The organism is Planobispora longispora (assembly GCF_016863135.1).
GTDB lineage: Bacteria > Actinomycetota > Actinomycetes > Streptosporangiales > Streptosporangiaceae > Planobispora > Planobispora longispora.
Window position 1 is genome coordinate 1 of sequence record NZ_BOOH01000006.1, and the last position, 22,474, is coordinate 22,474.

22 protein-coding genes are annotated in these 22,474 nt (G+C 73.0%); 11 read left to right on the forward strand and 11 right to left on the reverse strand.

Going from position 1 to position 22,474, the window contains the following annotated elements; genetic code table 11:
• Window positions 1-216 precede the first annotated feature (216 nt).
• The 3 genes from aroF to Plo01_RS03560 all read left to right on the forward strand — a co-directional run bounded on the left by aroF (window position 217) and on the right by Plo01_RS03560 (window position 2,292).
• Window positions 217-1,254, forward strand: coding sequence for a 3-deoxy-7-phosphoheptulonate synthase (gene aroF, locus Plo01_RS03550; protein ID WP_203889022.1), 1,038 nt, complete (start codon window positions 217-219; stop codon window positions 1,252-1,254).
• A 234-nt stretch (window positions 1,255-1,488) separates the two neighbouring features.
• Window positions 1,489-1,773: a YiaA/YiaB family inner membrane protein gene (locus Plo01_RS03555; RefSeq protein ID WP_203889023.1), complete on the forward strand. Its 285-nt coding sequence runs from the start codon at window positions 1,489-1,491 to the stop codon at window positions 1,771-1,773.
• A gap of 138 nt (window positions 1,774-1,911) precedes the next feature.
• Window positions 1,912-2,292 carry a response regulator transcription factor gene (locus tag Plo01_RS03560; protein ID WP_203889024.1) on the forward strand — a complete coding sequence of 127 codons (381 nt, stop codon included), beginning with the start codon at window positions 1,912-1,914 and terminating at the stop codon, window positions 2,290-2,292.
• 168 nt (window positions 2,293-2,460) lie between these two features.
• On the opposite strand, the gene thiI is transcribed toward Plo01_RS03560, so the two are convergent.
• From thiI to macS, 3 genes are all read right to left on the reverse strand, one after another.
• Window positions 2,461-3,663 carry a tRNA uracil 4-sulfurtransferase ThiI gene (gene thiI, locus Plo01_RS03565; RefSeq protein ID WP_203889025.1) on the reverse strand — a complete coding sequence of 401 codons (1,203 nt, stop codon included), beginning with the start codon at window positions 3,661-3,663 and terminating at the stop codon, window positions 2,461-2,463.
• A 157-nt stretch (window positions 3,664-3,820) separates the two neighbouring features.
• The gene (locus Plo01_RS03570) at window positions 3,821-4,450 is read right to left on the reverse strand and encodes a response regulator (RefSeq protein WP_203889042.1); all 630 of its coding nucleotides are present in this window, start codon (window positions 4,448-4,450) and stop codon (window positions 3,821-3,823) included.
• 18 nt (window positions 4,451-4,468) lie between these two features.
• Window positions 4,469-5,572 carry a MacS family sensor histidine kinase gene (gene macS / locus Plo01_RS03575; protein WP_203889043.1) on the reverse strand — a complete coding sequence of 368 codons (1,104 nt, stop codon included), beginning with the start codon at window positions 5,570-5,572 and terminating at the stop codon, window positions 4,469-4,471.
• Window positions 5,573-5,658: 86 nt separating this feature from the next.
• On the opposite strand from macS, the gene Plo01_RS03580 reads away from it, so the two are divergent.
• On the forward strand, window positions 5,659-6,522 hold the full coding sequence (locus Plo01_RS03580) for an MHYT domain-containing protein (protein ID WP_203889026.1): 864 nt from the start codon (window positions 5,659-5,661) through the stop codon (window positions 6,520-6,522).
• Between the two features lie 275 nt (window positions 6,523-6,797).
• On the opposite strand, the gene Plo01_RS03585 is transcribed toward Plo01_RS03580, so the two are convergent.
• On the reverse strand, window positions 6,798-7,823 hold the full coding sequence (locus Plo01_RS03585) for a 6-phosphofructokinase (RefSeq protein ID WP_203889027.1): 1,026 nt from the start codon (window positions 7,821-7,823) through the stop codon (window positions 6,798-6,800).
• A gap of 140 nt (window positions 7,824-7,963) precedes the next feature.
• On the opposite strand from Plo01_RS03585, the gene glpK reads away from it, so the two are divergent.
• Window positions 7,964-9,433 (forward strand): glycerol kinase GlpK, encoded by a 1,470-nt coding sequence (gene glpK / locus Plo01_RS03590; protein ID WP_203889028.1) that lies wholly within the window; start codon window positions 7,964-7,966, stop codon window positions 9,431-9,433.
• A 25-nt stretch (window positions 9,434-9,458) separates the two neighbouring features.
• On the opposite strand, the gene Plo01_RS03595 is transcribed toward glpK, so the two are convergent.
• Complete coding sequence (locus Plo01_RS03595; RefSeq protein ID WP_203889029.1) at window positions 9,459-10,424, reverse strand: lactonase family protein; 966 nt, start codon at window positions 10,422-10,424, stop codon at window positions 9,459-9,461.
• A gap of 150 nt (window positions 10,425-10,574) precedes the next feature.
• On the opposite strand from Plo01_RS03595, the gene Plo01_RS03600 reads away from it, so the two are divergent.
• Window positions 10,575-11,486: a bifunctional helix-turn-helix transcriptional regulator/GNAT family N-acetyltransferase gene (locus Plo01_RS03600; protein ID WP_203889030.1), complete on the forward strand. Its 912-nt coding sequence runs from the start codon at window positions 10,575-10,577 to the stop codon at window positions 11,484-11,486.
• An 84-nt stretch (window positions 11,487-11,570) separates the two neighbouring features.
• Here Plo01_RS03600 and surE read toward each other — a convergent pair whose 3' ends face one another.
• Entirely contained in the window at window positions 11,571-12,494 is a 924-nt protein-coding gene (gene surE, locus Plo01_RS03605) for a 5'/3'-nucleotidase SurE (protein WP_203889031.1), read from the reverse strand.
• 96 nt (window positions 12,495-12,590) lie between these two features.
• Window positions 12,591-13,958 carry a TetR/AcrR family transcriptional regulator gene (locus Plo01_RS03610; protein ID WP_203889032.1) on the reverse strand — a complete coding sequence of 456 codons (1,368 nt, stop codon included), beginning with the start codon at window positions 13,956-13,958 and terminating at the stop codon, window positions 12,591-12,593.
• A 227-nt stretch (window positions 13,959-14,185) separates the two neighbouring features.
• Here Plo01_RS03610 and Plo01_RS03615 point away from each other — a divergent pair, with 227 nt between their 5' ends.
• Window positions 14,186-14,344 carry a hypothetical protein gene (locus Plo01_RS03615; protein WP_203889033.1) on the forward strand — a complete coding sequence of 53 codons (159 nt, stop codon included), beginning with the start codon at window positions 14,186-14,188 and terminating at the stop codon, window positions 14,342-14,344.
• Window positions 14,345-14,376: 32 nt separating this feature from the next.
• Window positions 14,377-16,131, forward strand: a complete 1,755-nt coding sequence (locus Plo01_RS03620; RefSeq protein WP_203889034.1) for a glycoside hydrolase family 3 protein — start codon at window positions 14,377-14,379, stop codon at window positions 16,129-16,131.
• A gap of 88 nt (window positions 16,132-16,219) precedes the next feature.
• Here the strand turns inward: Plo01_RS03620 and Plo01_RS03625 are convergent, their stop codons facing one another.
• Window positions 16,220-17,377: an alkaline phosphatase PhoX gene (locus tag Plo01_RS03625; RefSeq protein ID WP_203889035.1), complete on the reverse strand. Its 1,158-nt coding sequence runs from the start codon at window positions 17,375-17,377 to the stop codon at window positions 16,220-16,222.
• Between the two features lie 293 nt (window positions 17,378-17,670).
• Here Plo01_RS03625 and Plo01_RS03630 point away from each other — a divergent pair, with 293 nt between their 5' ends.
• Window positions 17,671-17,973: a hypothetical protein gene (locus Plo01_RS03630; protein WP_203889036.1), complete on the forward strand. Its 303-nt coding sequence runs from the start codon at window positions 17,671-17,673 to the stop codon at window positions 17,971-17,973.
• Between the two features lie 40 nt (window positions 17,974-18,013).
• Here Plo01_RS03630 and Plo01_RS03635 read toward each other — a convergent pair whose 3' ends face one another.
• From Plo01_RS03635 to Plo01_RS03645, 3 genes are all read right to left on the reverse strand, one after another.
• Entirely contained in the window at window positions 18,014-18,733 is a 720-nt protein-coding gene (locus tag Plo01_RS03635; RefSeq protein ID WP_203889037.1) for an SRPBCC family protein, read from the reverse strand.
• Entirely contained in the window at window positions 18,723-19,394 is a 672-nt protein-coding gene (locus Plo01_RS03640) for a transcriptional regulator (protein WP_203889038.1), read from the reverse strand. The genes Plo01_RS03635 and Plo01_RS03640 overlap by 11 nt, the downstream gene beginning before the upstream one ends.
• An 84-nt stretch (window positions 19,395-19,478) precedes the next feature.
• Window positions 19,479-20,939, reverse strand: a complete 1,461-nt coding sequence (locus Plo01_RS03645) for an MFS transporter (protein ID WP_203889039.1) — start codon at window positions 20,937-20,939, stop codon at window positions 19,479-19,481.
• Window positions 20,940-21,011: 72 nt separating this feature from the next.
• Here Plo01_RS03645 and Plo01_RS03650 point away from each other — a divergent pair, with 72 nt between their 5' ends.
• Entirely contained in the window at window positions 21,012-21,992 is a 981-nt protein-coding gene (locus Plo01_RS03650) for a GlxA family transcriptional regulator (RefSeq protein WP_203889040.1), read from the forward strand.
• A 60-nt stretch (window positions 21,993-22,052) separates the two neighbouring features.
• Window positions 22,053-22,474, forward strand: a 422-nt coding sequence (locus tag Plo01_RS03655) for a MerR family transcriptional regulator (protein ID WP_203889041.1), incomplete at its 3' end; no start/stop codon positions are given.

Genomic DNA, 22,474 nt, shown 5'->3' on the forward strand with positions numbered 1-22,474 from the left:
ACGGGCCTCGTCGTCAGGTGAGGGCGGATCGAGGGAGAGGAGTGCGCTACTATTGCCCGCGATGCGTACTGCGTTCTGGTTTTGGTATGGCGACGGACCCGTGAGTCGGACCGTTCGCCCCCAGATGCTGCGCTGACAGCCTGGCGAACGAAAAGGCCCCGGGTCCGGATATCGGACCCGGGGCCTTTTCGTTTGCCCAACCCTCTAAGGAGAGACATGGTCATCGTCATGGCCCCCGAGGCCGTCCAGGGCGACGTCGACGCGATCGTGGAGATCATCGCGGCGGCGGGCGGCAGCGCGTTCGTCAGCCGGGGCGTGAGCCGTACGATCATCGGACTGGTCGGGGACGTCGATCAGTTCAGCGCGCTGAACCTGCGCGGCATGCCGGGTGTGGCCGATGTGATGCGGGTGAGCGCGCCCTACAAGCTGGTGAGCCGGGACAACCACCCCGAGCGTTCCACGGTCCGCGTCGGCGGCGTGCCGATCGGGCCGGACACGGTGACGCTGATCGCCGGGCCGTGCGCGGTGGAGACGCCCGAGCAGACCCTGGCGGCGGCGCGGATGGCCGCGGCCGCCGGCGCCACCCTGCTGCGCGGCGGGGCCTACAAGCCCCGCACCTCCCCCTACGCCTTCCAGGGCCTGGGCGAGGCGGGCCTGCGCATCCTCGCCGAGGTGCGCGCCGAGACCGGGCTGCCCATCGTGACCGAGGTCGTGGACGCGCACGACGTCGAGCTGGTGGCCTCCTACGCGGACATGCTGCAGATCGGCACCCGCAACGCGCAGAACTTCGCGCTGCTGCAGGCGGTCGGCGGCATCGGCAAGCCCGTCATGCTCAAGCGCGGCATGAACGCCACCATCGAGGAGTGGCTGATGGCCGCCGAGTACATCGCCCAGCGCGGCAACCTCGACATCGTGCTGTGCGAGCGCGGCATCCGCACCTTCGAGACCGCCACCCGCAACACCCTGGACGTCTCGGCCGTGCCGGTCGCCCAGCGCCTGTCCCACCTGCCGGTCATCATCGACCCGTCCCACTCCGGCGGCCGCCGCGACCTGGTCCTGCCGCTCACCCGCGCCGCCATCGCCGTCGGCGCCGACGGTGTGATCATCGACGTGCACCCCCGGCCCGAGCTGGCCCTCTGCGACGGCCCCCAGGCCCTGGTGGACGGCGACCTGGACGAGCTGGCCCGGGTGATGCGCGAGTTCCCGGCGCTGCTCGGCAAGAGCGCGGCCGGCGACGCCCTGGCCGCCGTCTGACCGTGCCCCATGCCCGACCCCGCGTTCACCGCCACGAGCATCCGTGACCTTCCGGGTACGGCCGGCGCCACAAGCCACCGGCCGTACCCGCGAGCGGGGCGTCCCGCAAAACCGGGCCGCGTGCACGACCGGTCCGCGTGCACGACCGGGCCGCGGCTCGCGAGAATCCGTACTCACGAGTAACTGAGTATCCGCGCTCATGCGACCCCCGGACCGGCCCGGGATCCTGGCCGTATGAGCAAAGCGATCCAGCCCAAGACCACCGGCGCCTTCTACATCCAGTCGGTCCTGTCCTTCGCCGTCTCCGTCTCCGCCGTCGGCATCGGCCTGCTCTACCTCCCCGCCGAGACCTGGGTCCGCGCTTTCCTGGCCGTCGGCGTCCTGTACGTCGTCACCTCGACCTTCACCCTGGCCAAGTGCGTCCGCGACCGGCAGGAGCTCACCGAGGTCACCAGCCGCGTCGACCAGGCCCGCCTGGAGAAGCTCCTGGCGGAGCACGACCCCTTCAAGGTCGACTGAGATTCGGGGCGGTGGAACCGTACCTTGTGTTCCCTGTGCCGGATATTGGCCCTTATCATCCATAAAAAGCCATAGGGCGGAATGAATTCCTCACACCAGGGAACTCCTGGAACCAGGGGGACTTCTGGGGGTGGGCTGATGGCCAGCGTTCTGGTGGTGGAGGATGACTCCGACATCCAGTTCATGATCAGCTTTTTGCTGAAAAAGGCCGGGCACCAGGTACGGACAGCCGACGACGGGCAAGCGGCCCTGCAGAAGTGGGCGGAGGAGCGGCCCGACCTCGTGATCCTGGACTGGATGATGCCGGGACTCACGGGCCCCGAGGTGTGCAGCAGGATGCGCGCCCTGCCCGGCGGGCAGGACGTGGCGGTGCTCATGCTCACCGCCAAGTCGGAGAAGGACGACGTGACGGAGGCGTTCGCGGCCGGCGTCGACGACTACATGACCAAGCCGTTCAGTCCCAAGGAGCTTCCCGAGCGCGTGGCGGCCCTGCTGGACCGCGTGTCGCAGACCCGCTGACCCCGGGCCCGGCGGAGGCCGGGCCGGCGACGAGGTGGCCTCCTGGGCCTGGGCGATCGCCTGCGCCGCGTCGGCCACGCCAGTGATGTTCCGGCGCGGCGGCCGGGCGGTGGAGAGGACGCGGATCCCGGTCCCCGGACCGCGCCGTGACGTCCGTCACGGCGCCGCTCAGCCCTCCAGCTTGTACTCCTGCAGGGAGTCGGCGAGCTGGACGGCGAGCTCCTCGGCGTCGAGGCGCTTCTCGATCTGCTTCAGATCGGCGATCTTCGCGGCGGTCTCCGCGCGGCGGGGGGCCAGCAGGGTGCAGCAGTCCTCGTCGGGGAGCTCGGAGATCGCCAGGGTGCCGATCGCGCGGGCGGTGGCCATGATCTCGGTCTTGTCGAGGCCGATGAGCGGGCGCAGGATCGGCAGGTCCACCGCGTCGTCCTGGGCGGTGATGTTCTGCAGGGTCTGGGAGGAGACCTGCCCCAGGGAGTCGCCGGTGATCAGAGCCCCGGCACGGATGCGGTGGGCGACCTCCTCGGCGGTCTTCAGCATCAGGCGGCGCTGGGCGATGACCGCCAGGCGGTCCTGGCCGGAGGCCTTGATGGACTGCTGGGCCTTGCCGAAGGGGACCACCCACAGGCGGGACCCGCCCTGGAACTTGTCCAGGGCCCGGACCAGCGCGTAGGCCTTGTAGATGGACTCCGAGGTGGTGAACGGGATGCCGGAGAAGTGCAGGAAGTCCACCCGCAGGCCGCGGCGCATCATCCGGTAGGCCGCCACCGGCGAGTCGATGCCGCCGGACATCAGGACCAGCCCCCGGCCGCTGATGCCGACCGGCAGGCCGCCCTGGCCGGGCAGGCCCCCGGTGTAGACGAAGACCTCGTCGCGGTCCACCTCGATGGAGACGACCAGCTCGGGGTTCTTCAAGTTCACCGGCAGGCCGTAGATCTCGTTGAGCTCGCCGCCGACCGCGCGGTCGAGCTGCATCGACGTCAGCGGGAAGCGCTTGTCGCGGCGGCGCGACCGCACCGCGAAGGAGACGCCGCGCCTGACGTCGTCGCGGCCGGCGAGCAGCTCGACGGCGGCCCTGGTCACGGCCTCCGGGGTCTTGGCCACCCGCCAGGCCCGGTGGATCCAGACCAGGCCGGGGACGTAGGTGATCCGCTCGGCGACCGCGTCGGCGGTCTCGACGCTCGTCCCCTCGGGAAGGAAGATCGCGATGACGCCGTGGCGCTGCCGCAGGTCCACCTTGAGGCCGGTCTCCTTCAGCGCGGCCCGGATGTTGGCCTGCAACCGCCGCTCGAACATCTCACGGTTCCTGCCCTTGAGAACGACCTCGCCCAGCTTGAGCAGAACGCAGGGCTCGCCCAGTGCGGACACGGTCATGACGGAACCTCCGGTGAAGCAGCGGGAGACGGGGTGGGGGCGGCTGTCGCCAGTTTCGCGTGGAACCGCCTCCAGGCAACGCCACGCCCCGGCCACTTTAGTCCCGCCGCGCGCCCCTCCCGACACCCTCCGGCCCGCCGCATCGCGCGGAGCGGTGTCAGGACTCGTCGAGACCCTGCTCGATGGCGTAGCGCACGAGCTCGACGCGGTTGTGGAGCTGGAGTTTGTTCAACGTGTTCTGGACGTGGTTCTGGACCGTCCGGTGCGACAGCACCAGCCGCTCGGCGATCTGCCGGTAGGACAGGCCCTTGGCGACCAGGCGGAGCACCTCGGTCTCCCGCTCGGTCAGGCGCGGCCCCGCGGCCGGGGCGGGCTGGGCGGCCAGCCGGCGGTACTCCCCCAGGACGAGGCCGGCCAGGCCCGGGGTGAACACCGCGTCACCCTCGGCGGTACGGCGGACGGCCTCCAGGAAGTCCTCCTTGCTCGCCGATTTCAGTAGATATCCGGACGCGCCAGCCTTGACCGCCTCCAGCACGTCGTCCTGCTCCCCGCTCGCCGACAGCACCAGCACCCGGGGCGGCGGGTCCGCCGCCGCCAGCCTCCTGGCCACCTCCACCCCGGACAGGTCGGGCAGCTGCAGGTCCAGCACCACCAGCTCGGGCCGGGCCGCCGCGGCCACCCGGACCGCCTGACGTCCCTCCCCGACCGAGGCCACCACCTCGTATCCGGCCTCGGCGAGATCCCTGGCCACCCCGTCCCGCCACATCGGGTGGTCGTCCACCACCATCACGCGCATCCACTCAGCCTAGGCGGGGGCCGGGACGGACATCTCGATCTCGGTGCCGCGGCCCGGAGCGGAGATCACGGCGACCGTCCCGCCCAGGTCCTCCACCCGGCCCCGGATCGACTGGGCGACGCCGAGCCGCCCGTCGGCCGCCGCCTGCTCCAGGCGGCCCTCGGGGATGCCCGGCCCCTCGTCCCGGACGGTCACGGTGACCACGCCGCCGTCGCTCTCGGCGAACACCCACGCGGGGGCCTGGGGCCCGCAGTGCCGTGCCACGTTGTCCAGGGCCGCGCCGACCGCGGCGGCCAGCTCCCTGGCGGTCGCGGCGGGCAGCGTCAGCGGGGTCGCCGGGACCGAGACGGTCACCGAGCCGGAGCCGTACCCCTGCAGCAGGGTGCGCAGGTCCGCCGCGCCCGCCGGGGGCGGCTCGGGGCGGAGCCTGACCAGCTCGCGCAGGGCGGCCTCCTGCTCGCCCGCGAGCCTGCCCAGCTCGGCCGCCTCCCCGCCGATCTCCTGCCCGCGCCGCTGCACCAGCGCCAGCACCTGGAGCACAGAATCGTGGATGCCCCGGGCGAGCCGCTCCCGCTCCCGGCCCGCGGCCTCCAGCTCGACCGCCTCCTGCATGCGCGCCTCGGCCTTCCTGGACAGCCGGGCGACGTGCCCGACCAGCACGCCCGCGAGGAACAGCAGGACGGTCCCGTTGATCGGCAGCTTCTCGAATTCCATGCCGCCCGCGCCACGCGTCCACAGGTCGCCCAGGGACACGACCGCGGCGGCCGCCGCCCCCGCCCGGCGCCCGCCGTACACGCCCCAGGCCAGCACCGCGCCGCCCATCCAGGTGCCGGTGACCGGGAGGCTGTCCTCCTGGTAGACGCCCTGCACCGCGGGGGTGGCGAGCAGGCAGCCGAGGGTCACGAGCATGTCGGCGGCCAGCAGCGGCCGGCCCCGGAACTCCTCGACGGAGTAGGCGAAGATCGTCGCGGCGGTCCACAGCGCCATGACCCCGATCACCAGCCAGCCCACAGCCGGGTCGGCGTATCCCCCGGCGCGGACGAGCAGGGCCGCGGCGTACACGAGGGACGCGACGCGGAACACCGCCACGGTCCGCCAGAACGGGGTGTCCATTCCGGTCACATCTCGACCCTACCGGCTACCCCACCCCTCCTCAGCTGCAATAATTCCTCGATTCCCCTCTCACAAAGAACTGGAACATGTCTCACGTCGACCACTTCTCCACGGGCCTGCTCACCCCCGCACTGGCCTACCTCATGTCGAGCGTGGGCTGCATGCTCGGCCTCATGCTCACCGCCAAGGCGCGGGCGGCCGAGAACTCCGCGCGGGCGCGCTGGCTGATCGGCGGCGCGCTCTCCATCGGCGGCACCGGCATCTGGGTGATGCACTTCATCGCCATGATGGGCTTCTCCGTCACCGGCGCGCAGATCCGCTACGACGTGCTCCTCACGGCCTGCTCGGCGATCCTGGCGGTCGTCGTGGTCGGGATGGGGCTCTTCCTGGTCTCCTACGGCGGGCTGAAGACCGGTCCGCTCCTCGGCGGCGGCCTGCTCACCGGCCTGGGCGTGGCCGGCATGCACTACCTCGGCATGGCCTCGATGAACATGTCGGCGCACGTCTCCTACGACCCGGCGATCGTCGGCGCGTCGGTGATGATCGCGGTCGTCGCCTCCACGGTGGCGCTCTGGTTCACCCTGCGGGTGCGCGGCGTGCTCGCCACCGGCGGCGCCGCCCTGATCATGGGCGTCGCGGTCTGCGGCATGCACTACACCGGCATGTTCGCCATGGACGTGCGGCCGACGGGCTCCCTGCTCCCGGTCGAGGGAGCGCGGGGCATCGACTTCCTCCTGCCCATCCTGGTCCTGGTCAGCCTGCTCACCCTGGGCATGCTGCTGGCCGCCATCCTGGCCCCCTCGGAGAAGGAGATGCAGGCCGACGCCGAGCTGATGGCCCGGCTGGAGGGGCAGCAGACCGGGTCCTTCACCGCCGTCCCGGCGGCCCAGCCGGTCGCCCCGGACGCGGAGCCGCGGCGTTCTTCCCTGTTCGACGCCACCGAGCGATGACGTACGGCTTGCGCCGCCGTGGGCCGCGTGGTCGAGGCGCAAGCCGTACCGGAGGGAGTACACGGACGGTCGCCCATCCGCGTACCCGACCGTAGGACGGCCCGCTTGCAAAGCGCTTACAGCGCCGGTGAAGGGGCCGGGGCCGCTCACGAGGAGGCCCCGGCCCATCCCGGTCCCGTCACCGGACCGGCGGGCGGGACGACCGGACGGTCCGGGAGCGACCGGCCGGATCGCGGGTGACGACCGGCCGGGGAAGACCTCGGCCGGGGAAGACCTCAGCCGAAGAAGACCTCGGCCTCCGCGTAGCGGCTGACCGGCACGGTCTTCAGCTCCTTGGTCGCCTCGTCCAGGCCGACGGTGACGATGTCGGTGCCGCGCAGGGCGACCATCGCGCCGAACTCGCCGTCGTGCACCGCGTCGATGGCCCGCAGGCCGAAGCGGGTGGCCAGCACCCGGTCGAAGGCCGTGGGCGTGCCGCCGCGCTGGATGTGCCCGAGCACGGTGGTGCGGGCCTCCTTGCCGGTCCGCTTCTCGATCTCCTTGGCGAGCATCTCGCCGATGCCGCCCAGCTTGACGTGGCCGAAGGCGTCGAGCTCGCCGTCCTGCAGGGTCATCTGGCCCTCGATCGGGTGGGCGCCCTCGGCGACCACGATGATCGGCGCGTAGCGCGTCTTGAAGCGGGACTCGACGTAGGCGCAGACCCGGTCGATGTCGAACGGCTTCTCCGGGATGAGGATGACGTTGGCGCCCGCCGCCATGCCCGCGTGCAGCGCGATCCAGCCCGCGTGGCGGCCCATGACCTCGCAGATCAGCGCGCGGTGGTGCGACTCGGCGGTGGTGTGGAGCCGGTCGATGGCCTCCATGGCGATGTTGACGGCGGTGTCGAAGCCGAAGGTGTAGTCGGTGGCGTTGAGGTCGTTGTCGATCGTCTTGGGGACGCCGACGACGCTCACCCCGCGGTCGAAGAGCTGCTTGGCCACGCCGAGGGTGTCCTCGCCGCCGATCGCGATCAGGGCGTCGACGCCCATCGCCGCGAGGTTGTCCTTGATCTTCTCGACGCCGCCCTCGATCTTCATCGGGTTGGTGCGGGACGAGCCGAGGATGGTCCCGCCGCGCGGCAGGATGCCCCGCACGGCCTGGATGTCCAGCGGCATGGTCTCGCCCTCCAGCGGTCCCCGCCAGCCGTCGCGGAACCCGACGAACTCGTGCCCGTAGACGCCCACGCCCTTTCGGACTGCGGCACGGATAACGGCATTGAGACCGGGGCAGTCGCCGCCCCCGGTTAGCACTCCAATACGCATGGCATCCTCCGGTGGTGGTTCCGAGGCGAGACGGCCAGACTATGTGGGGTGGTGCGACCGGCGGCGGATTACACCGCCGACGCAAGGCATTCTGCCTCCACAGCGGGCCAATGGTCTAGACCAAATGAACAGGAGTGCGCATGTCGGTTCTCGCGATCGACGCCGGGACGACCGGGGTCACCGCGCTCGTCGTGACCGAGGACGGCCGGATCGACGCCCGGGGATACCGGGAGTTCACGCAGTACTTCCCCGAACCCGGCTGGGTCGAACACGATCCCGAGGAGATCTGGCAGGCCACGCTGGCCGCCTGCCGTACCGCGCTGGAGGGCGCGAGCGCGGCCCCCTCCTGCCTGGGCCTCACCAACCAGCGCGAGACCGCCGTGGTCTGGGACGCCGCCACGCTCGCCGCGCCCCGCCCGGCGATCGTCTGGCAGGACCGCCGCACCGCCGGGATCTGCGCCTCGCTGCGCGAGGCCGGGCACGAGCCCCGCGTCGCCGAGCTGACCGGGCTCCGGCTCGACCCCTACTTCACCGGGAGCAAGTTCGCCTGGATGGCCCGGCACGACCCCGGCGTCTGGGAGCGGGTGACCGGGGGGCGGGCGGTCGTCGGCACCGTCGACTCCTACCTGGTGGCCCGGCTGACCGGCGGCGCCCGGCACGTCACCGACCCCTCCAACGCCTCCCGCACCCTCCTGTACGACCTGACGGCGGGCGGCTGGTCGGCGGAGCTGTGCGAGCTGTTCGGCGTCCCGACGGACGCGCTGCCGGAGATCGTGCCGAACTACGGGGACGTCGGCCGGACGGATCCCGCCGCCTTCCTCGGCCTCTCCCTGCCGATCAGCGGCCTGGCCGGGGACCAGCAGGCCGCGCTGTTCGGCCAGACCTGCTTCGCCCCCGGCGACGTGAAGTGCACCTACGGGACGGGGTCGTTCCTCCTGATCAACACCGGGAGCGAGATCGTCAGGTCGGACGCCGGGCTGCTGACCACGGTGGCCTGGCAGACCCCGTCGGGCGAGATCACCTACGCCCTGGAAGGGGCGATCTTCGTCACCGGGGCCGCCGTGCAGTGGCTCCGCGACGGGCTCGGGCTGATCGAGACCGCGCCCGAGTCCGAGACGCTGGCGCGCACGGTCCCCGACAGCGGGGGCGTGGTGTTCGTGCCCGCGCTGACCGGCCTGGGCGCGCCGCACTGGGACCCCGACGCCCGGGGCGCCATCCTCGGCGTCACCCGGGGCACCACCCGGGGACACCTGGCCCGCGCGACCCTGGAGGCGATCGCCTTCGAGGTGCGGGACGTGGTGGAGGTCATGACGGGCGCGGCGGGCCTGAAGGTGCCCACGCTGAAGGCCGACGGCGGCGCGAGCGGCAACGACCTGCTCATGCAGATCCAGGCCGACCAGCTGGGCGTCCCGGTCGAGCGCCCGGCGATCCAGGAGACCACCGCGCTGGGCGCGGCCTTCCTCGCCGGGCTCGGCACCGGCCTGTGGTCCTCGGCCGAGGAGCTGCGCACGACCTGGAACCTGGACCGGCGCTTCGAGCCCTCCGGCCGGGACGGCGCCGCCTACGCCCGCTGGCTCAAGGCCGTCGAGCGGGCCCGCTCCTGGGCCTGAGCGCCCCGGCCCCCTCGGGTCGCGCTCAGTTCAGCGGGAGCACGCAGGAGGGGGTGCCGGCCGCGAGGACCCGCACGGCCTCCTGCGGGATCCCGTCCTTCAGCGGGAGTACGGCCACGCCGCCGGAGTTCTGGTTCGCGACGTACATGTGCCCGGCGGCGACGGCGAAGTGGCGCGGCCAGTCGCCGCCGCAGGGCACTTCGGCCACCCTCGTGAGATCCGGCCCCGAGAACACCCCGATCGTGTTCGGGCCCCGGTTGCCGACGTAGACGCGGTCGCCGTGCACCTCCAGGTGGGAGGGGTGGTTCTTCTCCTCCGCGCCGCTGGCCGCCACGGCGGCGACCTCCCGCCAGGCGGGGTCGTAGGCGCGGACCGTGCCGTCCAGCTCCCCGGCCACGTACCAGCGGCCCTCCCGGTGGTCCCCGGCCCACGCCAGGTGCCGGGGGCCCATTCCTGGGGCCAGCCGCACCGGGCCGTCCGGGTGCTCGGACACGTGTTCCGGCGACCCGTCCGGCGCCAGGAACCGGCGGACCTCGTCGGTTCCCAGGTCGGTCACGTACAGCACGCCGTCGGGGCCGAAGGTCGCCTGGTGGGCGTGGGCGCCCTCGCGGTGCGGGAAGGCCCGGACACCGGTGAGCAGGCCCGCCCCGTCGATCCCGTGCACGCTCACCGTGCCGTCGCCGTAGTTGGCCACGGCCAGCAGCGTCCCGGCCGGATTCACCGCCAGGTGGCAGGGGGACGAGCCCTCGCTGGAACGCCGGGCCAGGGGTGCCGGGACGCCGTCCGCACCCCGGGAGAAGACCTCCACCGTGCCCCGCTCGCTCTCCCCCACCGCGTAGAGCACCGGGAGCCGGGGGTGGAGGGCCAGGAAGGACGGTCCCGGGGCCGGGGTCTCCCCCAGCCGCTCCAGGCTCTGCAGGTCCGCCACGATGACGCCGGTGCCGGATCCCCCGGTGTCCGGAGTGTATCCACCGATATAGGCAACGCTCATCATCATGCTCCCGCCCTCATGGACTATCAGACAGTTTGCGAAGGTAGCGCAGTCCCTCCGCGGTGACATCGCCTACCGGCAGGTAGGGGACGACCTCTTTCCGATCCCACATTGTTGACTCAGTCAATTGAATAGTTGATGCTGTCAATCATGCAGGGGAGCGCCAACGACCACGTCGCGGAGATCCGCGCCTTCAACCGCTTCTACACCGGCGTCATCGGCGTGCTCGGCCAGGGCATCCTCGACACGCCGTACTCCCTGACGGAGGTCAGGGTGCTGTTCGAGCTGGACCGGCACGACCGGATGGGGGCCGGCGAGCTGCGGCGGCTGCTCGGGCTCGACGCCGGATATCTCAGCCGGATCCTCGGCCGGTTCGAGGCCGACGGGCTGGTGGCCCGCGAACGCTCGGCCGCCGACGCGCGGCGGCAGGTGATCGCGCTCACCGACGCGGGCCGGACCGCGTTCAAAACGCTCGACGAGCGCTCGGCGGAGGAGGTGCGCGGCCTGCTCGACGGGGTCGGCGAGGAGGACCGGCGGCGGCTGGTCGCGAGTATGGCGACGATCAGGGAGATCCTCGGCCGGGCCCCGAGGCGGGAGCCGTACGTCATCCGGCCGCCCCGCCCGGGCGACCTCGGCTGGGCGGTGCACCGGCACGGCGCGCTCTACAGCGCCGAGTACGGCTGGGGCATGGACTTCGAGGCCCTGGTGGCCAGAATCGTGGCCGACTACGTGGACCACCACGACCCCCGGCGCGAGGCCGGATGGATCGCGGAGGTGGACGGCGAGCGGGCCGGATGCATCTTCTGCGTGCGCAGGGACGACGAGACGGCCCAGCTCCGGATGCTCCTGGTCGAGCCGTCCGCCCGGGGCATGGGGATCGGCGGGCGGCTCGTGGACGAGTGCCTGCGCTTCGCCCGGGAGGCGGGCTACCGGCGGATCATGTTGTGGACCAGGGACGTGCTGGTCGGCGCCCGGCGGATCTACCAGGCGGCGGGCTTCGAACTGGTCGAGGAGGAGCCGGGCGAGGGCTTCGTCGAGCAGATCTGGGCCCGCGACCTGTAGCCCCGCCGGGGCGGGCGGGACGCTCCTCCCGTCCCGCCCGGGCCGGCCCCCGCGCGGGATCCCGTGCGGGGGCCGGCGCAGGGCTCAGCGCAGGCCCGCCAGGAGCACGGCCGTCCCGGCGTAGGTGACCGGGTCGGCGGTCCAGTCGGCGTCGACGGGGGTGATGCTGATCTTGCCCGCGGCGAGCGCGGACAGGTCGCTGCCCGCCTCGCCGGTCGCGTCCGGGCGGAAGGAGACCTTCATGGTGAAGGCGTCCGGGCCGGCCGGCTGGTAGCCGAGGGTGAACAGCTCCTTGCGGGTCTGCCTCGTGAGCGCGACGCCGGTCGGCGGGGCCAGACCGGGGCGGGTCGGGTAGTTGACGTTGAGCCCGGCGTGCTCGGGCAGCAGCCGCCCGCCGCGGGCCCTGTCCCGGAGCCGCTCCACGAGCTTGACGGTGAAGTCCGCGGTGGCGGGCATGTTGGCGATCGTGTTCTGCGTGTTCGCGAAGTCGAACTCGGTGCTCACCGCGATGGCGGGGACGCCCAGGTCGATCGCGGTGATCGCCGCGCCGACCGTGCCCGAGTTGTTGGTGATCGCGCCGATGTTCTGCCCGAAGTTGGTGCCGGAGACCACGAGATCGACCTTGCGGCCGGCGAAGACGTGGCCCAGGCCGAACAGGACCGAGTCGCCGGGGGTGCCGGTGACGGCCCACACCTTGTCGGCGACCTTCCGGGCGGTGACCTGGAGGCCGTCTTCGACGGTGCGCTTGACGCTCGCCCCGCTCTGGTTGGCGGCGGGGGCGACGATGGTCACGTCGTGCCCGGCGGCGGTGAGCTTGTCGAAGACGGCCTTGATGCCGGGGGCGTTGTAGCCGTCGTCGTTGCTCAGCAGGATGGTCAGCGCCCGCCGCGCCCCGGCGTCGGCGGCGGCCGGGGGCGCGGCCGCGGCTCCGGCGGCGGTCGCGGGCAGGACGGGCGCGAGGAAGGACGTGGCCGCGAGGACGGCGGCCAGCCGTCGGGTGAGGTTCATGGGGGGCTCCTGAAGTGTCCGCGGCGAGAGCTCGCCGCGGAGCGAGCATGAACCATAAGACCGAATGGTCGGTAGGTCTCGTTATATATTTGTTATTCAGAGTGGCGGCGGGGACACGGGATCACGCCCGGTGACGGCGCGGGGTCGTTCCCGCTTCCCCAGCAACCGGGCGAAGGCCTCCACCAGCGCGGGAAGGCTGACCGCCGCCGGGTCCAGCAGCCACTGCAGCTGCGCCCCGTCCTGGACGGCGAGCAGCAGGGCCGCGCCCTCGGCGGGCGTCAGGCCGCCGGGCAGGGTGTCGCCCAGCTCCGCCCGGAGCGCCGCCCCGGCCAGCTCGCGCACCCTGGCGTAGCGCTCCACGAAGTAGGCGCGCGCCGGGTGGCCCTCGGTGACGCTCTCGGCCGCCAGCACGGTGAACGCCTGCAGCACCCCCGGGCGGGTGGCGTTGTACTCGGCGAGCTGGACGATGTGCTCCAGCCGGGGCGACGTCCCGCCCTCGGCGAGGATGCGCAGCGAGTCGATGCGCTCACGCAGGTCGAGCATCCCGACGAGCAGGCGCTCCTTGCTCGGGAAGTAGTGCAGCAGCCCCTGCTGGGACAGCCCCGCCCGCTCGGCCACGGCCGCCAGCGGCGCGCCGCGGAACCCCCGCTCGGCGAAGACCTCCAGGGCCGCCAGCAGGATGTCGGCCCGGCGGCTCCCCGCCCGCTCCTCCACGGCGCTCCGGCCGGTCCCGGCCTGCTCCCGCCAGAGCGCGGCGGGCGCCGGGGAATCCGGCGCGGGGGCGGGGGGCTCCTCGTCGAGGCCGCGGCCGTCCGGGGTGATCGACCGGATCAGCCGGTCGGCGTACTGCCGGAACTGCCCGGTCATGTCCACAGAGTCGGGCCGCAGGCACCACTGGATCTGCAGGCCGTCCATGACGGCGGCGATCTCCTTGGCCAGCGCGCCGTGGTCGATGCCGCCGCGCAGTTCCCCGCTCTCGGACCCCCCGCGCAGGGACTCCTCGATCAGGCCGAGCACCAGGGCGTAGCGGCCGGTGAAGTAGGCGTGGGCCGGGTGGCCGGGGTCGGCCGCCTCCCCCGCGAGCGTGGTGAACATCCGCAGCAGGCCGGGCTGGGAGCCGTTGAACTCCACCAGGCGCACCAGCGTGCGCAGCGCCTCGACCGCCGATCGCGGCCGCCGGGCGAACTCGCGCTCGGAGGCCAGCGCGTCGCGGTGCTCCAGGACCGCGAGCATCAGCTGCTCCTTGGTCCGGAAGTGGTGCAGCACCCCCGGCTGGGTGATGCCGACCTCCTCGGCGATGCGGGCCATCGAGGCGGCGTGGTAGCCGCGGTCGGCGAAGTGCTTGACCGCGACCTCGATGATGCTCCGCCGGCGCGCGTCGCCGACCGTGTAGCCCCCGCGGGCGCCACGGCCGGAACGGCCGGAGGCGGGGGCGGACGGCGGCGGAGGCGTTCGAGGACTCACTCTCGACAGCCTATGGCCCGGCCGGGAGGGCGGGCCGCGCCGGACGGAGGAGCCCGCCGGGCGGGACCGAGGGAGCGGCGTGACCTGGGATCGGGTGATCGCCAGGGGGCACGGAGTGTGACTTGAATCACTGCTTAAAAACTTACTAAGCAATAAGTTTCTTACGTACCGTTGACCCACTCGTCGTCCCGGCGAGCTTCCCCCACCGCTTTTCCGAGGAGGAACCCATGACCGAGGTTCGTGGGGACGCCGGCACGGGCGTGCGCGCCCCCGGCGGTGTCCTGTCCGACCGGTCCGGGCGGCGCAAGCCGTACGTGATCTTCTCGGCCGCGGTGACCGGCGTCGCCGGGGCGCTCGCCGTCCAGCTCGCGCGCTCGGTGCGCTGACCACCGTCTCGAGACCAAGGGGGACCCAGAGAATGCAGCCCTACCGGGACCCGGCGCTGCCGGTCGAGGAGCGGGTCGCCGACCTCCTGGAGCGGATGACGCTCCAGGAGAAGGCCGGCCTGATGTTCCACACCATGCTGGCCATGAACGCCGACGGCGCCCCGGTCGAGGAGCCGGGCGCCCAGCCCGGCGGCGCGACCACCACCGAGATGGTGCGGGGCAGGCTGATGAGCCACTTCAACCTGCTGGGCGGCGCAGGCCCCCGGCAGATGGCGCTGTGGCACAACCGCCTGCAGGAGATGGCGGCCGGGACCCGGCTCGGCATCCCGGTCACCGTCTCCACCGACCCCCGGCACGCCTTCACCGACAACCCCGGCACGGCGATGCTCGCCGGGGCGTTCTCCCGGTGGCCGGAGGCCACGGGCCTGGCCGCGATCGGCGACGCGGACCTGGTGCGCCGCTACGCCGACGTGGTGCGCCGCGAGTACCTGGCGGTGGGCATCCGGGTCGCGCTGCACCCGCAGATCGACCTGGCCACCGAGCCCCGGTGGTCGCGCATCAGCGGCACCTTCGGCGCCGACGCCGGGCTGACCTCGCGCCTGGTGACGGCCTACCTGGAGGGCATGCGCGGGCCGGGGCCCGGCGCGGAGGCCGTGGCCTGCATGGTCAAGCACTTCCCCGGCGGCGGCCCGCAGAAGGACGGCGAGGACCCGCACTTCGCCTACGGCAAGGAGCAGGTCTACCCGGGCGGCAACTTCGACTACCACCTGGAGCCGTTCCGGGCCGCCGTCGCCGCCGGGGCCACGCAGATCATGCCGTACTACGGCGTGCCGGTCGGCACCCCCTACGAGGAGGTGGGCTTCGGCTTCAACAAGCAGATCATCACCGGCCTGCTCCGCGAGGAGCTCGGCTTCGACGGCATCGTCTGCACCGACTGGCAGCTGCTCAACGACACCCGCATCGGCCCCCACCGCATGGAGGCCAAGGCCTGGGGCGTGGAGCACCTCACCCCGGCCGAGCGCGCGCTCAAGGCGATCGAGGCGGGGGCTGACCAGTTCGGCGGCGAGGCCTGCCCGGAGCTGATCGTCGAGCTGGTGCGCGCCGGGCTGGTGAGCGAGGAGCGGATCGACGCCTCGGTCCGGCGGCTGCTGCGCGAGAAGTTCCGGCTCGGCCTGTTCGAGCACCGGTTCGTCGACCCGGACCGGGCCGAGGAGATCGTGGGGAGCGCGGAGTCCCGGGCCCTGGGCGAGAGCGCGCAGCGCCGCTCCCTGACCGTGCTGACCGGCGACGGCGTGCTGCCGCTGCGCGGGCGTCCGCGCCTGTACGCCGAGGGCGTCGACCCGGCGGTGGTCGCCGAGTACGCCGAGCCGGCGGCCGACCCGGCCGGCGCCGACGTGGCGCTGCTCCGCCTGCCCACCCCCCACGAGCCGCGCACCGGCGGCTTCTTCGAGACGTTCTTCCGCGCCGGATCGCTCGCCTTCGACGACGGGCGGCTCAAGGAGATCCTGGCCGTGCTGGAGGCGGTGCCCACCGTGGTGGCGATCCGGCTGGAGCGGCCCGCGGTCGTCCCGGAGATCGCCGCGCGCGCCGCCGCGCTCGTCGGCGAGTACGGCGCGGACGACCGCGCCGTGCTCGACGTCGTCTTCGGCCGCGCCGCGCCGGGGGGACGGCTCCCGTTCGAGCTGCCCCGGTCGATGGAGGCGGTCCGCAACAGCCGCCCCGACGTGCCGGGCGACACCGCGGACCCGCTGTTCCCGCTCGGCCACGGGCTGGACGTCCCGGGCTGAGCACGAGCCGGCCCGCGCTTCGCGGAGCCGCGGGAACGGCTGTCCGGCGTCGTCCGGGAGGCCGCGCCGGCCGGGCCGTCCGGGACGCTCAGCGGCGGAACGGGCCGGTGACCTCGTAGGTGACGCCGGCGGTCCCGGCGGCGTCACCGCGAGCGCCGCGCTGGGAGGAGAAGTACAGCCGGGTGCCGTCCGGGGAGAAGGCCGGGCCGGTGATCTCGGACTCGGGGTGGCCGTCGATCCGGAGGAACGGCGTGACCAGGCGGTCCGGGGTGATCAGGTTGATCTCCATGTTCCCGCCGTCCTCGGCCACGTAGAGGTCGCCCGCGGGGGTGCCGGTGATGTTGTCCACCCCGGTCAGCGGGGAGTCGGCGTCGTAGACGATCCCCAGGCGCTCGTTCTCGGCGTCGTAGGCCCACACCCGGTTGTCGCCCTTGGTGGTGAAGAAGCACACTCCGCCGTCGTAGTGGCAGCCCTCCCCGCCGGAGAAGTGCTTGGCGGCGCCCACCTGGTGCCGGGTCGGTATCAGCGGCGCCGCCGGGTTGGGCACCCGCTGCCAGGTCACCGGCCCGGTGTCGGAGGTCGCGCAGAGCACCTCCAGCCGCCCGGCGGTCAGGTCGCCCCACTCGGCGGGCCGGAACCGGTAGAAGCAGCCGTCGGTCTCGTCCTCGGTCAGGTAGACGACCTCCCGGTCGGGGTCGCAGGCGGCGGCCTCGTGCTTGAAGCGGCCCATGGCCAGGCGGGGCATCGCGGCGCGCGCGCCGTACGGGTCGCACTCGAAGACCCGCCCGCGCAGGATCTCCTCGCACGACAACCAGGTGTTCCACGGGGTCCGCCCGCCCGCGCAGTTGAGGTTGCTGCCCGACAGGACGCGGTAGGCCTCGCGGATCTCCCCGCCGGGGCCGAACCTGATCGCCGAGGCCCCGCCGAGCAGCGGGATCTCGGAGTTGGACACGTAGATCCAGCCGTCGCCGTCGGGGAAGCACGCGCCGCCGTCCGGCGCGGCGTGCCAGAGCATCCCGCCGACCCTGCGGCCGGTGCGGGCGACGATCCTGCTGGTGAACCCGGCCGGCAGGGCGACGCCGTTGGCGTCGGGCGCGCCCGGCGGGCCGTACGGGCTCGCCGCCCTGCGAGGGGCGGCGTAGACGGAACCGGGGGCGGCGGCGCACGCGGCCTCCTGCCAGAGCGATCCGGCGAACGCCGCGCCGGCGGTCACCCCTCCGGTGCGCAACAACGTACGGCGATGCACGACGCCTCCTCGTTGCCTTCACGATGGGCGGCAAGTCGATCAAATCCATATGAACAGGACTGCTTCTCCGACTCAAACTTTTCGGAAACCTCGCGGCAAGCCCTTTACGAGAATCGACGCGAGAATCGACACCGCTCTTCTCGGCGCCCTCCGACCCGCCGGAAGGCCCGGGCCGTGCGATCGAGGCGGGCCGCAGAACATATTTCCAACGCAACAGCACCCGTAACAACCGAATGCGACCGGCTGATTACCCTACGATTCTCGCCATGGAGAGCACGAGCTCCGCTCGGAGCATGACGACCTCTCTCGATACAGGCGTCCGGGCCCGGATCGTGGGAGGATCCTGCCCGACCGCCCGCGACGGCGCCGGGCAGAACGCACCGGCCGCCCCCGCCGCGCCGGTGCGCCCGCCGGGCGACACCGGCCGGTGCACCGTCTGCTCGGGCGTCCTCCCGGCCATCGACGCGGGGGGTTACACGGCCATACGGGCATTCATGATCGTCCGGCACGGCTACTGCCGCTGCCCGAACTTCGATCACGACTACGAGAGATACGCCCGGCAGGCGCCCCACGGCGAGGGGTACCTGCCGGCGTAGGCCGCTCCCGCGGGGGCGCGGCCCGCGGGACCGGCCGCCCTCAGCCGGCGGCCCCGGCCGGGTGGTGCCGCGCCCACCACGTCGTCCAGCGCGACTCCAGCGCGGCGAACGCGTCGTCGTCCAGACCGTAGGCGGTGAGCACCATCATGGCGCCGCCCTCCGGGTTGGCGGGCGAGGCCGGGGTCCGGCCCGCGACCAGCAGGCCGTCGCCCCAGCCGGCCACGGTGAGGCCGAGCTGGTTGGCCGAGCGGAACCACACCTCGCCGCGCAGCCTCTCCCCGGTGGGACCGTCCAGCTCGTACGGGCTCCCGGGGGCCGACCCGGCCGCGGCCGCGAGCCCGGCCGTCCGGAGCACCGGCTCGCTCCCCGCGCCGGACAGGTACACGGTCCGCCGGTCGGCCCCCCGATGCCGTTCCAGGGCGAACCTGAGCTGGTGGACGAAGGTGGTCCAGCCCTCGCTGATGTCGTCGTAGTAGGCGTCCCACTCCGGGTTGCCGCCGAGCGGGGCGCGGGTCAGCCGGAGCCGGGTCCGGTCGCCGAGGTCGGTCAGCTCGAAGCGGTCGCCGCCCTGGACGTCCAGCCGGTATTCGGCGGCGGACTCGACGACGTTCTGGTGGTAGATGACCTCGATCTCCTTGTCGAGCTCGTCACAGTGCCATCCGTGCCAGCGGCGGATCTGCTCGGTGTCTCGCAGGGCCTCCCACACCTCCCCGACGGGGGCGGAGATCACAACCTCGACGAAGAACGGCTCATCTGTCATCTTCGGCTCCTTGGCGTGGGGTGGGATGTCCCCCGGCGACGAGGCGGTAGGACCGCCCGCCGGGTGTGTCGAACCGGGCCGCGACCCGCGCGACCGCCTCGGCGAGCTCGTCGGTGAAGCGGTGCACGTCGTCCGGGGCGTCGAACCGCACCTCGGTCTCGAGCGTGAACGTGAGCAGCCGGACGCCTCTGCGGTCGGCGGCGGCCGCCATGCGGGTGACCTCGCGCACGGTGCCGGCGGCCACCTCGACGAGGTGCTCGGCGGCGTACCGGTCGGCGATGCGTCGGAAGCCGTCGTCCACCCGGGCGGTCTCGCCGTCCTCCTGAGCGGCCCCCGTCGCCCCTGCCGTCCCAGCGGCTCCTGCGGTCTCGCCGTCCGAGGTGAGCACGCCCGGGTCGACGAGGAAGGCGTTGGCGGTGGCGCGCATCACCCGCTCGGTGAAACCGCGCCTCGGGCGTTCCTCCACCATCTCGATCAGCCCGGCCTGCTCCAGCGCCTTGACGTGGTAGTTCACCCGCTGGCGGGGCAGGCCCAGCTCGGCGGCGAGCTGGACGGCGGAGGCGGGCTCGCGCAGCCGGGCCAGCAACCGCCTGCGGATCGGGGTGAGCGCCACCCGCAGGCGGTCGGGCTCATCCATGAGGCTCATCTCGGTCGCGGCCATACCGTCATGAGACAATAGAAAAATTAATCTGTCAATTCATGGACGAGCCGGCGGCGATCCACGCCGTGCCGGGAGGCCCGGGGGTCAGCGGCCGGCTCCCTCCAGCACGAGACGGCCCCCGTTCTCCCCCGTCCCGCTCCCGCGAGCCCGCACCCTGCCGACGAGGATCGACAGCACGGCGGCGGAGACGCTCAGCGCCCCGGCCCCGTACCAGGCCAGGGCGTAGTCGCCCAGATGGTCCCGGACCAGTCCCGCCGCGGTCGCGGCGAAGGCCGCGCCGATCTGGTGCGAGGCGAAGACCCAGCCGAACACCACCGGTCCCGCGGCGCCGAAGTGCTGGCGGCACAGGGCGACCGTCGGCGGGACGGTGGCCACCCAGTCCAGGCCGTAGAAGATGATGAACACCAGCATGCTCGGGTGCGCGGACGCCGCGAAGAGCTGCGGAAGCACCAGCAGGGAGGCTCCGCGCAGCGCGTAGTAGACCGCCAGCAGGATCCGCGAGTCGACCCGGTCGGTGAGCCAGCCGGACAGCACGGTGCCCGCGATGTCGAAGATCCCGACCAGCGCCAGCAGGCCGGCGGCCGCGGTCACGGGCATGCCGTGGTCGTGCGCCGCCGGGATGAAGTGCGTGCCGACGAGCCCGTTGGTCGTCGCGCCGCAGATCGCGAACCCGCCCGCCAGGAACCAGAACGTCCTGGTCCTGGCCGCGTCCGCCAGCGCGCCGAGCGCCCGCCGGGCGGCGCCCGCCGGCTGCGCGGGGACCCGTGCGGGAACCTCCGGGGAGACGACCGCCGCGGGAGCCTCCGGGGAGGGGGAGGCCGGCACGAGAACCTCCGGGGAGGCGGGTGCGGAGGCCGCCGGGGAGGCCGACGCGGGAGCCTCCGGGGAGGCCGGAACGGCGGGCGCCGGGGCCTCCGCGGCGGGTTCCGGCTCGCCGTACGGGCGCAGGCCGACGTCGGCGGGATGCTCCCTGAGCATCAGCAGGACCAGGGGGACGACGGCCAGCGCGGCCCCCGCGGTCACCAGCGAGGCGGCCCGCCAGCCGTGGGACTCCGACAGCGCCGCCACCGCCGGCAGGAACACCAGCTGCCCGGTCGCGCCGCCCGCGGTGAGGACCCCGGTCACCAGGCCCCGGTGGCGGACGAACCACCGCCCGGTGACCGTCGCGACGAGCGCCAGCGCCATCGAGCCGGTGCCGAGCCCGACCAGCACGCCCCACAGGAGCACGAGCTGCCACCCGGTCGTCATGAACACCGTCAGACCGCTGCCGAGCGTCACGAGCATCAGGGCGGAGGCGACGATCCGGCGGATGCCGAACCGCTCCATCAGGGCCGCGGCGAACGGCGCCGTGAGCCCGTACAGGAGCAGGTTGACCGAGACGGCGAGCGAGATCGTGCCCCTCGTCCAGCCGAACTCCCGCTGCAGAGGGTCGATCAGCGCGCCGGGGGTCGCCCGGAAGCCGGCCGCCCCGACCAGCGCCACGAACGTCACCGCGGCCACCACCCACGCCCAGTGCAGCCCGGGACGTGCTCCGTTCCGTCTCATGCCGACAAACGTCGCGCATCGGGCAGCTTTCCGGCTAGCGGCCGGAAAGCCATCACATGAAAGGATCCGGCCATGAGACGTCACCGCATCGCCGTCCTCGCACTCGACGAGGTCGTGCCCTTCGACCTCGGCACCGCGACGCAGGTCTTCTCCGCGGCACGGGACGGTCAGGAGCATTCCCTCTACCGGGTGCGGGTCTGCGCCCCGGGCGCGCGGCCGGTGCGCTCCTCGGCGGGGTTCCAGATCATGACCGAGTACGGGCTGGAGCAGCTGGCCCGGGCCGACACCGTGGTCGTGCCGGGGGTGCACGCCCCCAACGAGGTGATACTGCGGGGGACGATCGACCCGGAGGTCGGGGAGGCCTTGGCCGAGGCCGCCCGTACCGCCCGCGTCATGTCGATCTGCACCGGGGCGTTCGTGCTCGCCGCGGCCGGCCTGCTCGACGGCAGGCCCGCCACCACGCACTGGCGGTACGCCGGGCGGTTCCGGACGCTGTTCCCCCGGGTCGGCCTCGATCCGGACGTCCTGTTCGTCGACGACGGCGACGTCCTCACCTCGGCGGGCGTGGGCGCGGGCGTGGATCTGTGCCTGCACGTCGTCCGCGGCGACCACGGCAGCGAGGTCGGCAACAGGACCGCGCGCCGCTGCGTGATGCCGCCGTGGCGCTCGGGCGGCCAGTCCCAGTACATCGAGCGGCCGGTGCCGCCGACGCCCGACACCTCCACGGCCCCCGCGCGCGACTGGGCGCTGGCGCACCTGGACGAGCAGCTCGACCTGCGCGTTCTGGCCGAGCGGGCGCGGATGAGCGTGCGCACCTTCACGCGGCGCTTCCGCCAGGAGAACGGCATGAGCCCCGGCAAGTGGATCACCCAGCAGCGCGTCGAACGGGCCCGCCACCTGCTGGAGACCACCGACCTGCCGATCGACCGCGTCGCCCGGCACTCGGGTTTCGGCACCGGCGCCGCGCTGCGCCAGCAGATGGCGGCCTCGCTCGGCGTCGCCCCCAGCGCCTACCGCAGGACGTTCCAGGCGGGCGTCCCGGCGGGAAGCTGACATCGTCCCGGCGGGGAACCGATATTGACACTGTCATAGTTACAGTGTCATTGTGGGTCCATGGAATGGACGATCGGCGAACTGGTGGAGCGGGCCTCCCAGGCGCTCGGCCCGGCGGAGCGGTCCAACGGCCGGGTCCGCGACGTGCCCAACGAGCGTCTCGTCCGGTGGTACGCCACGATCGGCCTGCTGGACCCGCCCCTGGCCCGCCGGGGACGCGTCGCCCTGTACGGCAGGCGGCACCTGCTCCAGCTCATCGCCGTCAAACGCCGCCAGGCGGACGGCCGGAGCATCGCCGAGATCCAGGCCGAGCTGACCGGCGCCACCGACCGCGCCCTGGAGACGATCGCCCGCCTCCCCACCGACCTCACCGCCGACCTCACCGCTCCCGCCGCCTCCGGCGCGGCGCCCGCCGCTCCGTCCTTCGCACGCCCGCGGTTCTGGGCCGAGCCCCCCGCTCCCCCGCCTCCCGGACCGGCGGC

Coding starts and splice junctions, on each gene's coding strand:
- Plo01_RS03595 (WP_203889029.1), bottom strand. CDS start 10,424: ATGAGCGTTGCCTATATCGGTGGATACACTCCGGACACCGGGGGATCC.
- Plo01_RS03555 (WP_203889023.1), top strand. CDS start 1,489: ATGAGCAAAGCGATCCAGCCCAAGACCACCGGCGCCTTCTACATCCAG.
- Plo01_RS03560 (WP_203889024.1), top strand. CDS start 1,912: ATGGCCAGCGTTCTGGTGGTGGAGGATGACTCCGACATCCAGTTCATG.
- Plo01_RS03570 (WP_203889042.1), bottom strand. CDS start 4,450: ATGGTGGTGGACGACCACCCGATGTGGCGGGACGGGGTGGCCAGGGAT.
- Plo01_RS03650 (WP_203889040.1), top strand. CDS start 21,012: ATGAGACGTCACCGCATCGCCGTCCTCGCACTCGACGAGGTCGTGCCC.
- Plo01_RS03635 (WP_203889037.1), bottom strand. CDS start 18,733: ATGACAGATGAGCCGTTCTTCGTCGAGGTTGTGATCTCCGCCCCCGTC.
- glpK (WP_203889028.1), top strand. CDS start 7,964: ATGTCGGTTCTCGCGATCGACGCCGGGACGACCGGGGTCACCGCGCTC.
- surE (WP_203889031.1), bottom strand. CDS start 12,494: ATGAACCTCACCCGACGGCTGGCCGCCGTCCTCGCGGCCACGTCCTTC.
- Plo01_RS03600 (WP_203889030.1), top strand. CDS start 10,575: ATGCAGGGGAGCGCCAACGACCACGTCGCGGAGATCCGCGCCTTCAAC.
- Plo01_RS03580 (WP_203889026.1), top strand. CDS start 5,659: ATGTCTCACGTCGACCACTTCTCCACGGGCCTGCTCACCCCCGCACTG.
- macS (WP_203889043.1), bottom strand. CDS start 5,572: ATGGACACCCCGTTCTGGCGGACCGTGGCGGTGTTCCGCGTCGCGTCC.
- Plo01_RS03630 (WP_203889036.1), top strand. CDS start 17,671: ATGACGACCTCTCTCGATACAGGCGTCCGGGCCCGGATCGTGGGAGGA.
- aroF (WP_203889022.1), top strand. CDS start 217: ATGGTCATCGTCATGGCCCCCGAGGCCGTCCAGGGCGACGTCGACGCG.
- Plo01_RS03620 (WP_203889034.1), top strand. CDS start 14,377: ATGCAGCCCTACCGGGACCCGGCGCTGCCGGTCGAGGAGCGGGTCGCC.
- Plo01_RS03585 (WP_203889027.1), bottom strand. CDS start 7,823: ATGCGTATTGGAGTGCTAACCGGGGGCGGCGACTGCCCCGGTCTCAAT.
- Plo01_RS03615 (WP_203889033.1), top strand. CDS start 14,186: ATGACCGAGGTTCGTGGGGACGCCGGCACGGGCGTGCGCGCCCCCGGC.
- Plo01_RS03640 (WP_203889038.1), bottom strand. CDS start 19,394: ATGGCCGCGACCGAGATGAGCCTCATGGATGAGCCCGACCGCCTGCGG.
- thiI (WP_203889025.1), bottom strand. CDS start 3,663: ATGACCGTGTCCGCACTGGGCGAGCCCTGCGTTCTGCTCAAGCTGGGC.
- Plo01_RS03645 (WP_203889039.1), bottom strand. CDS start 20,939: ATGAGACGGAACGGAGCACGTCCCGGGCTGCACTGGGCGTGGGTGGTG.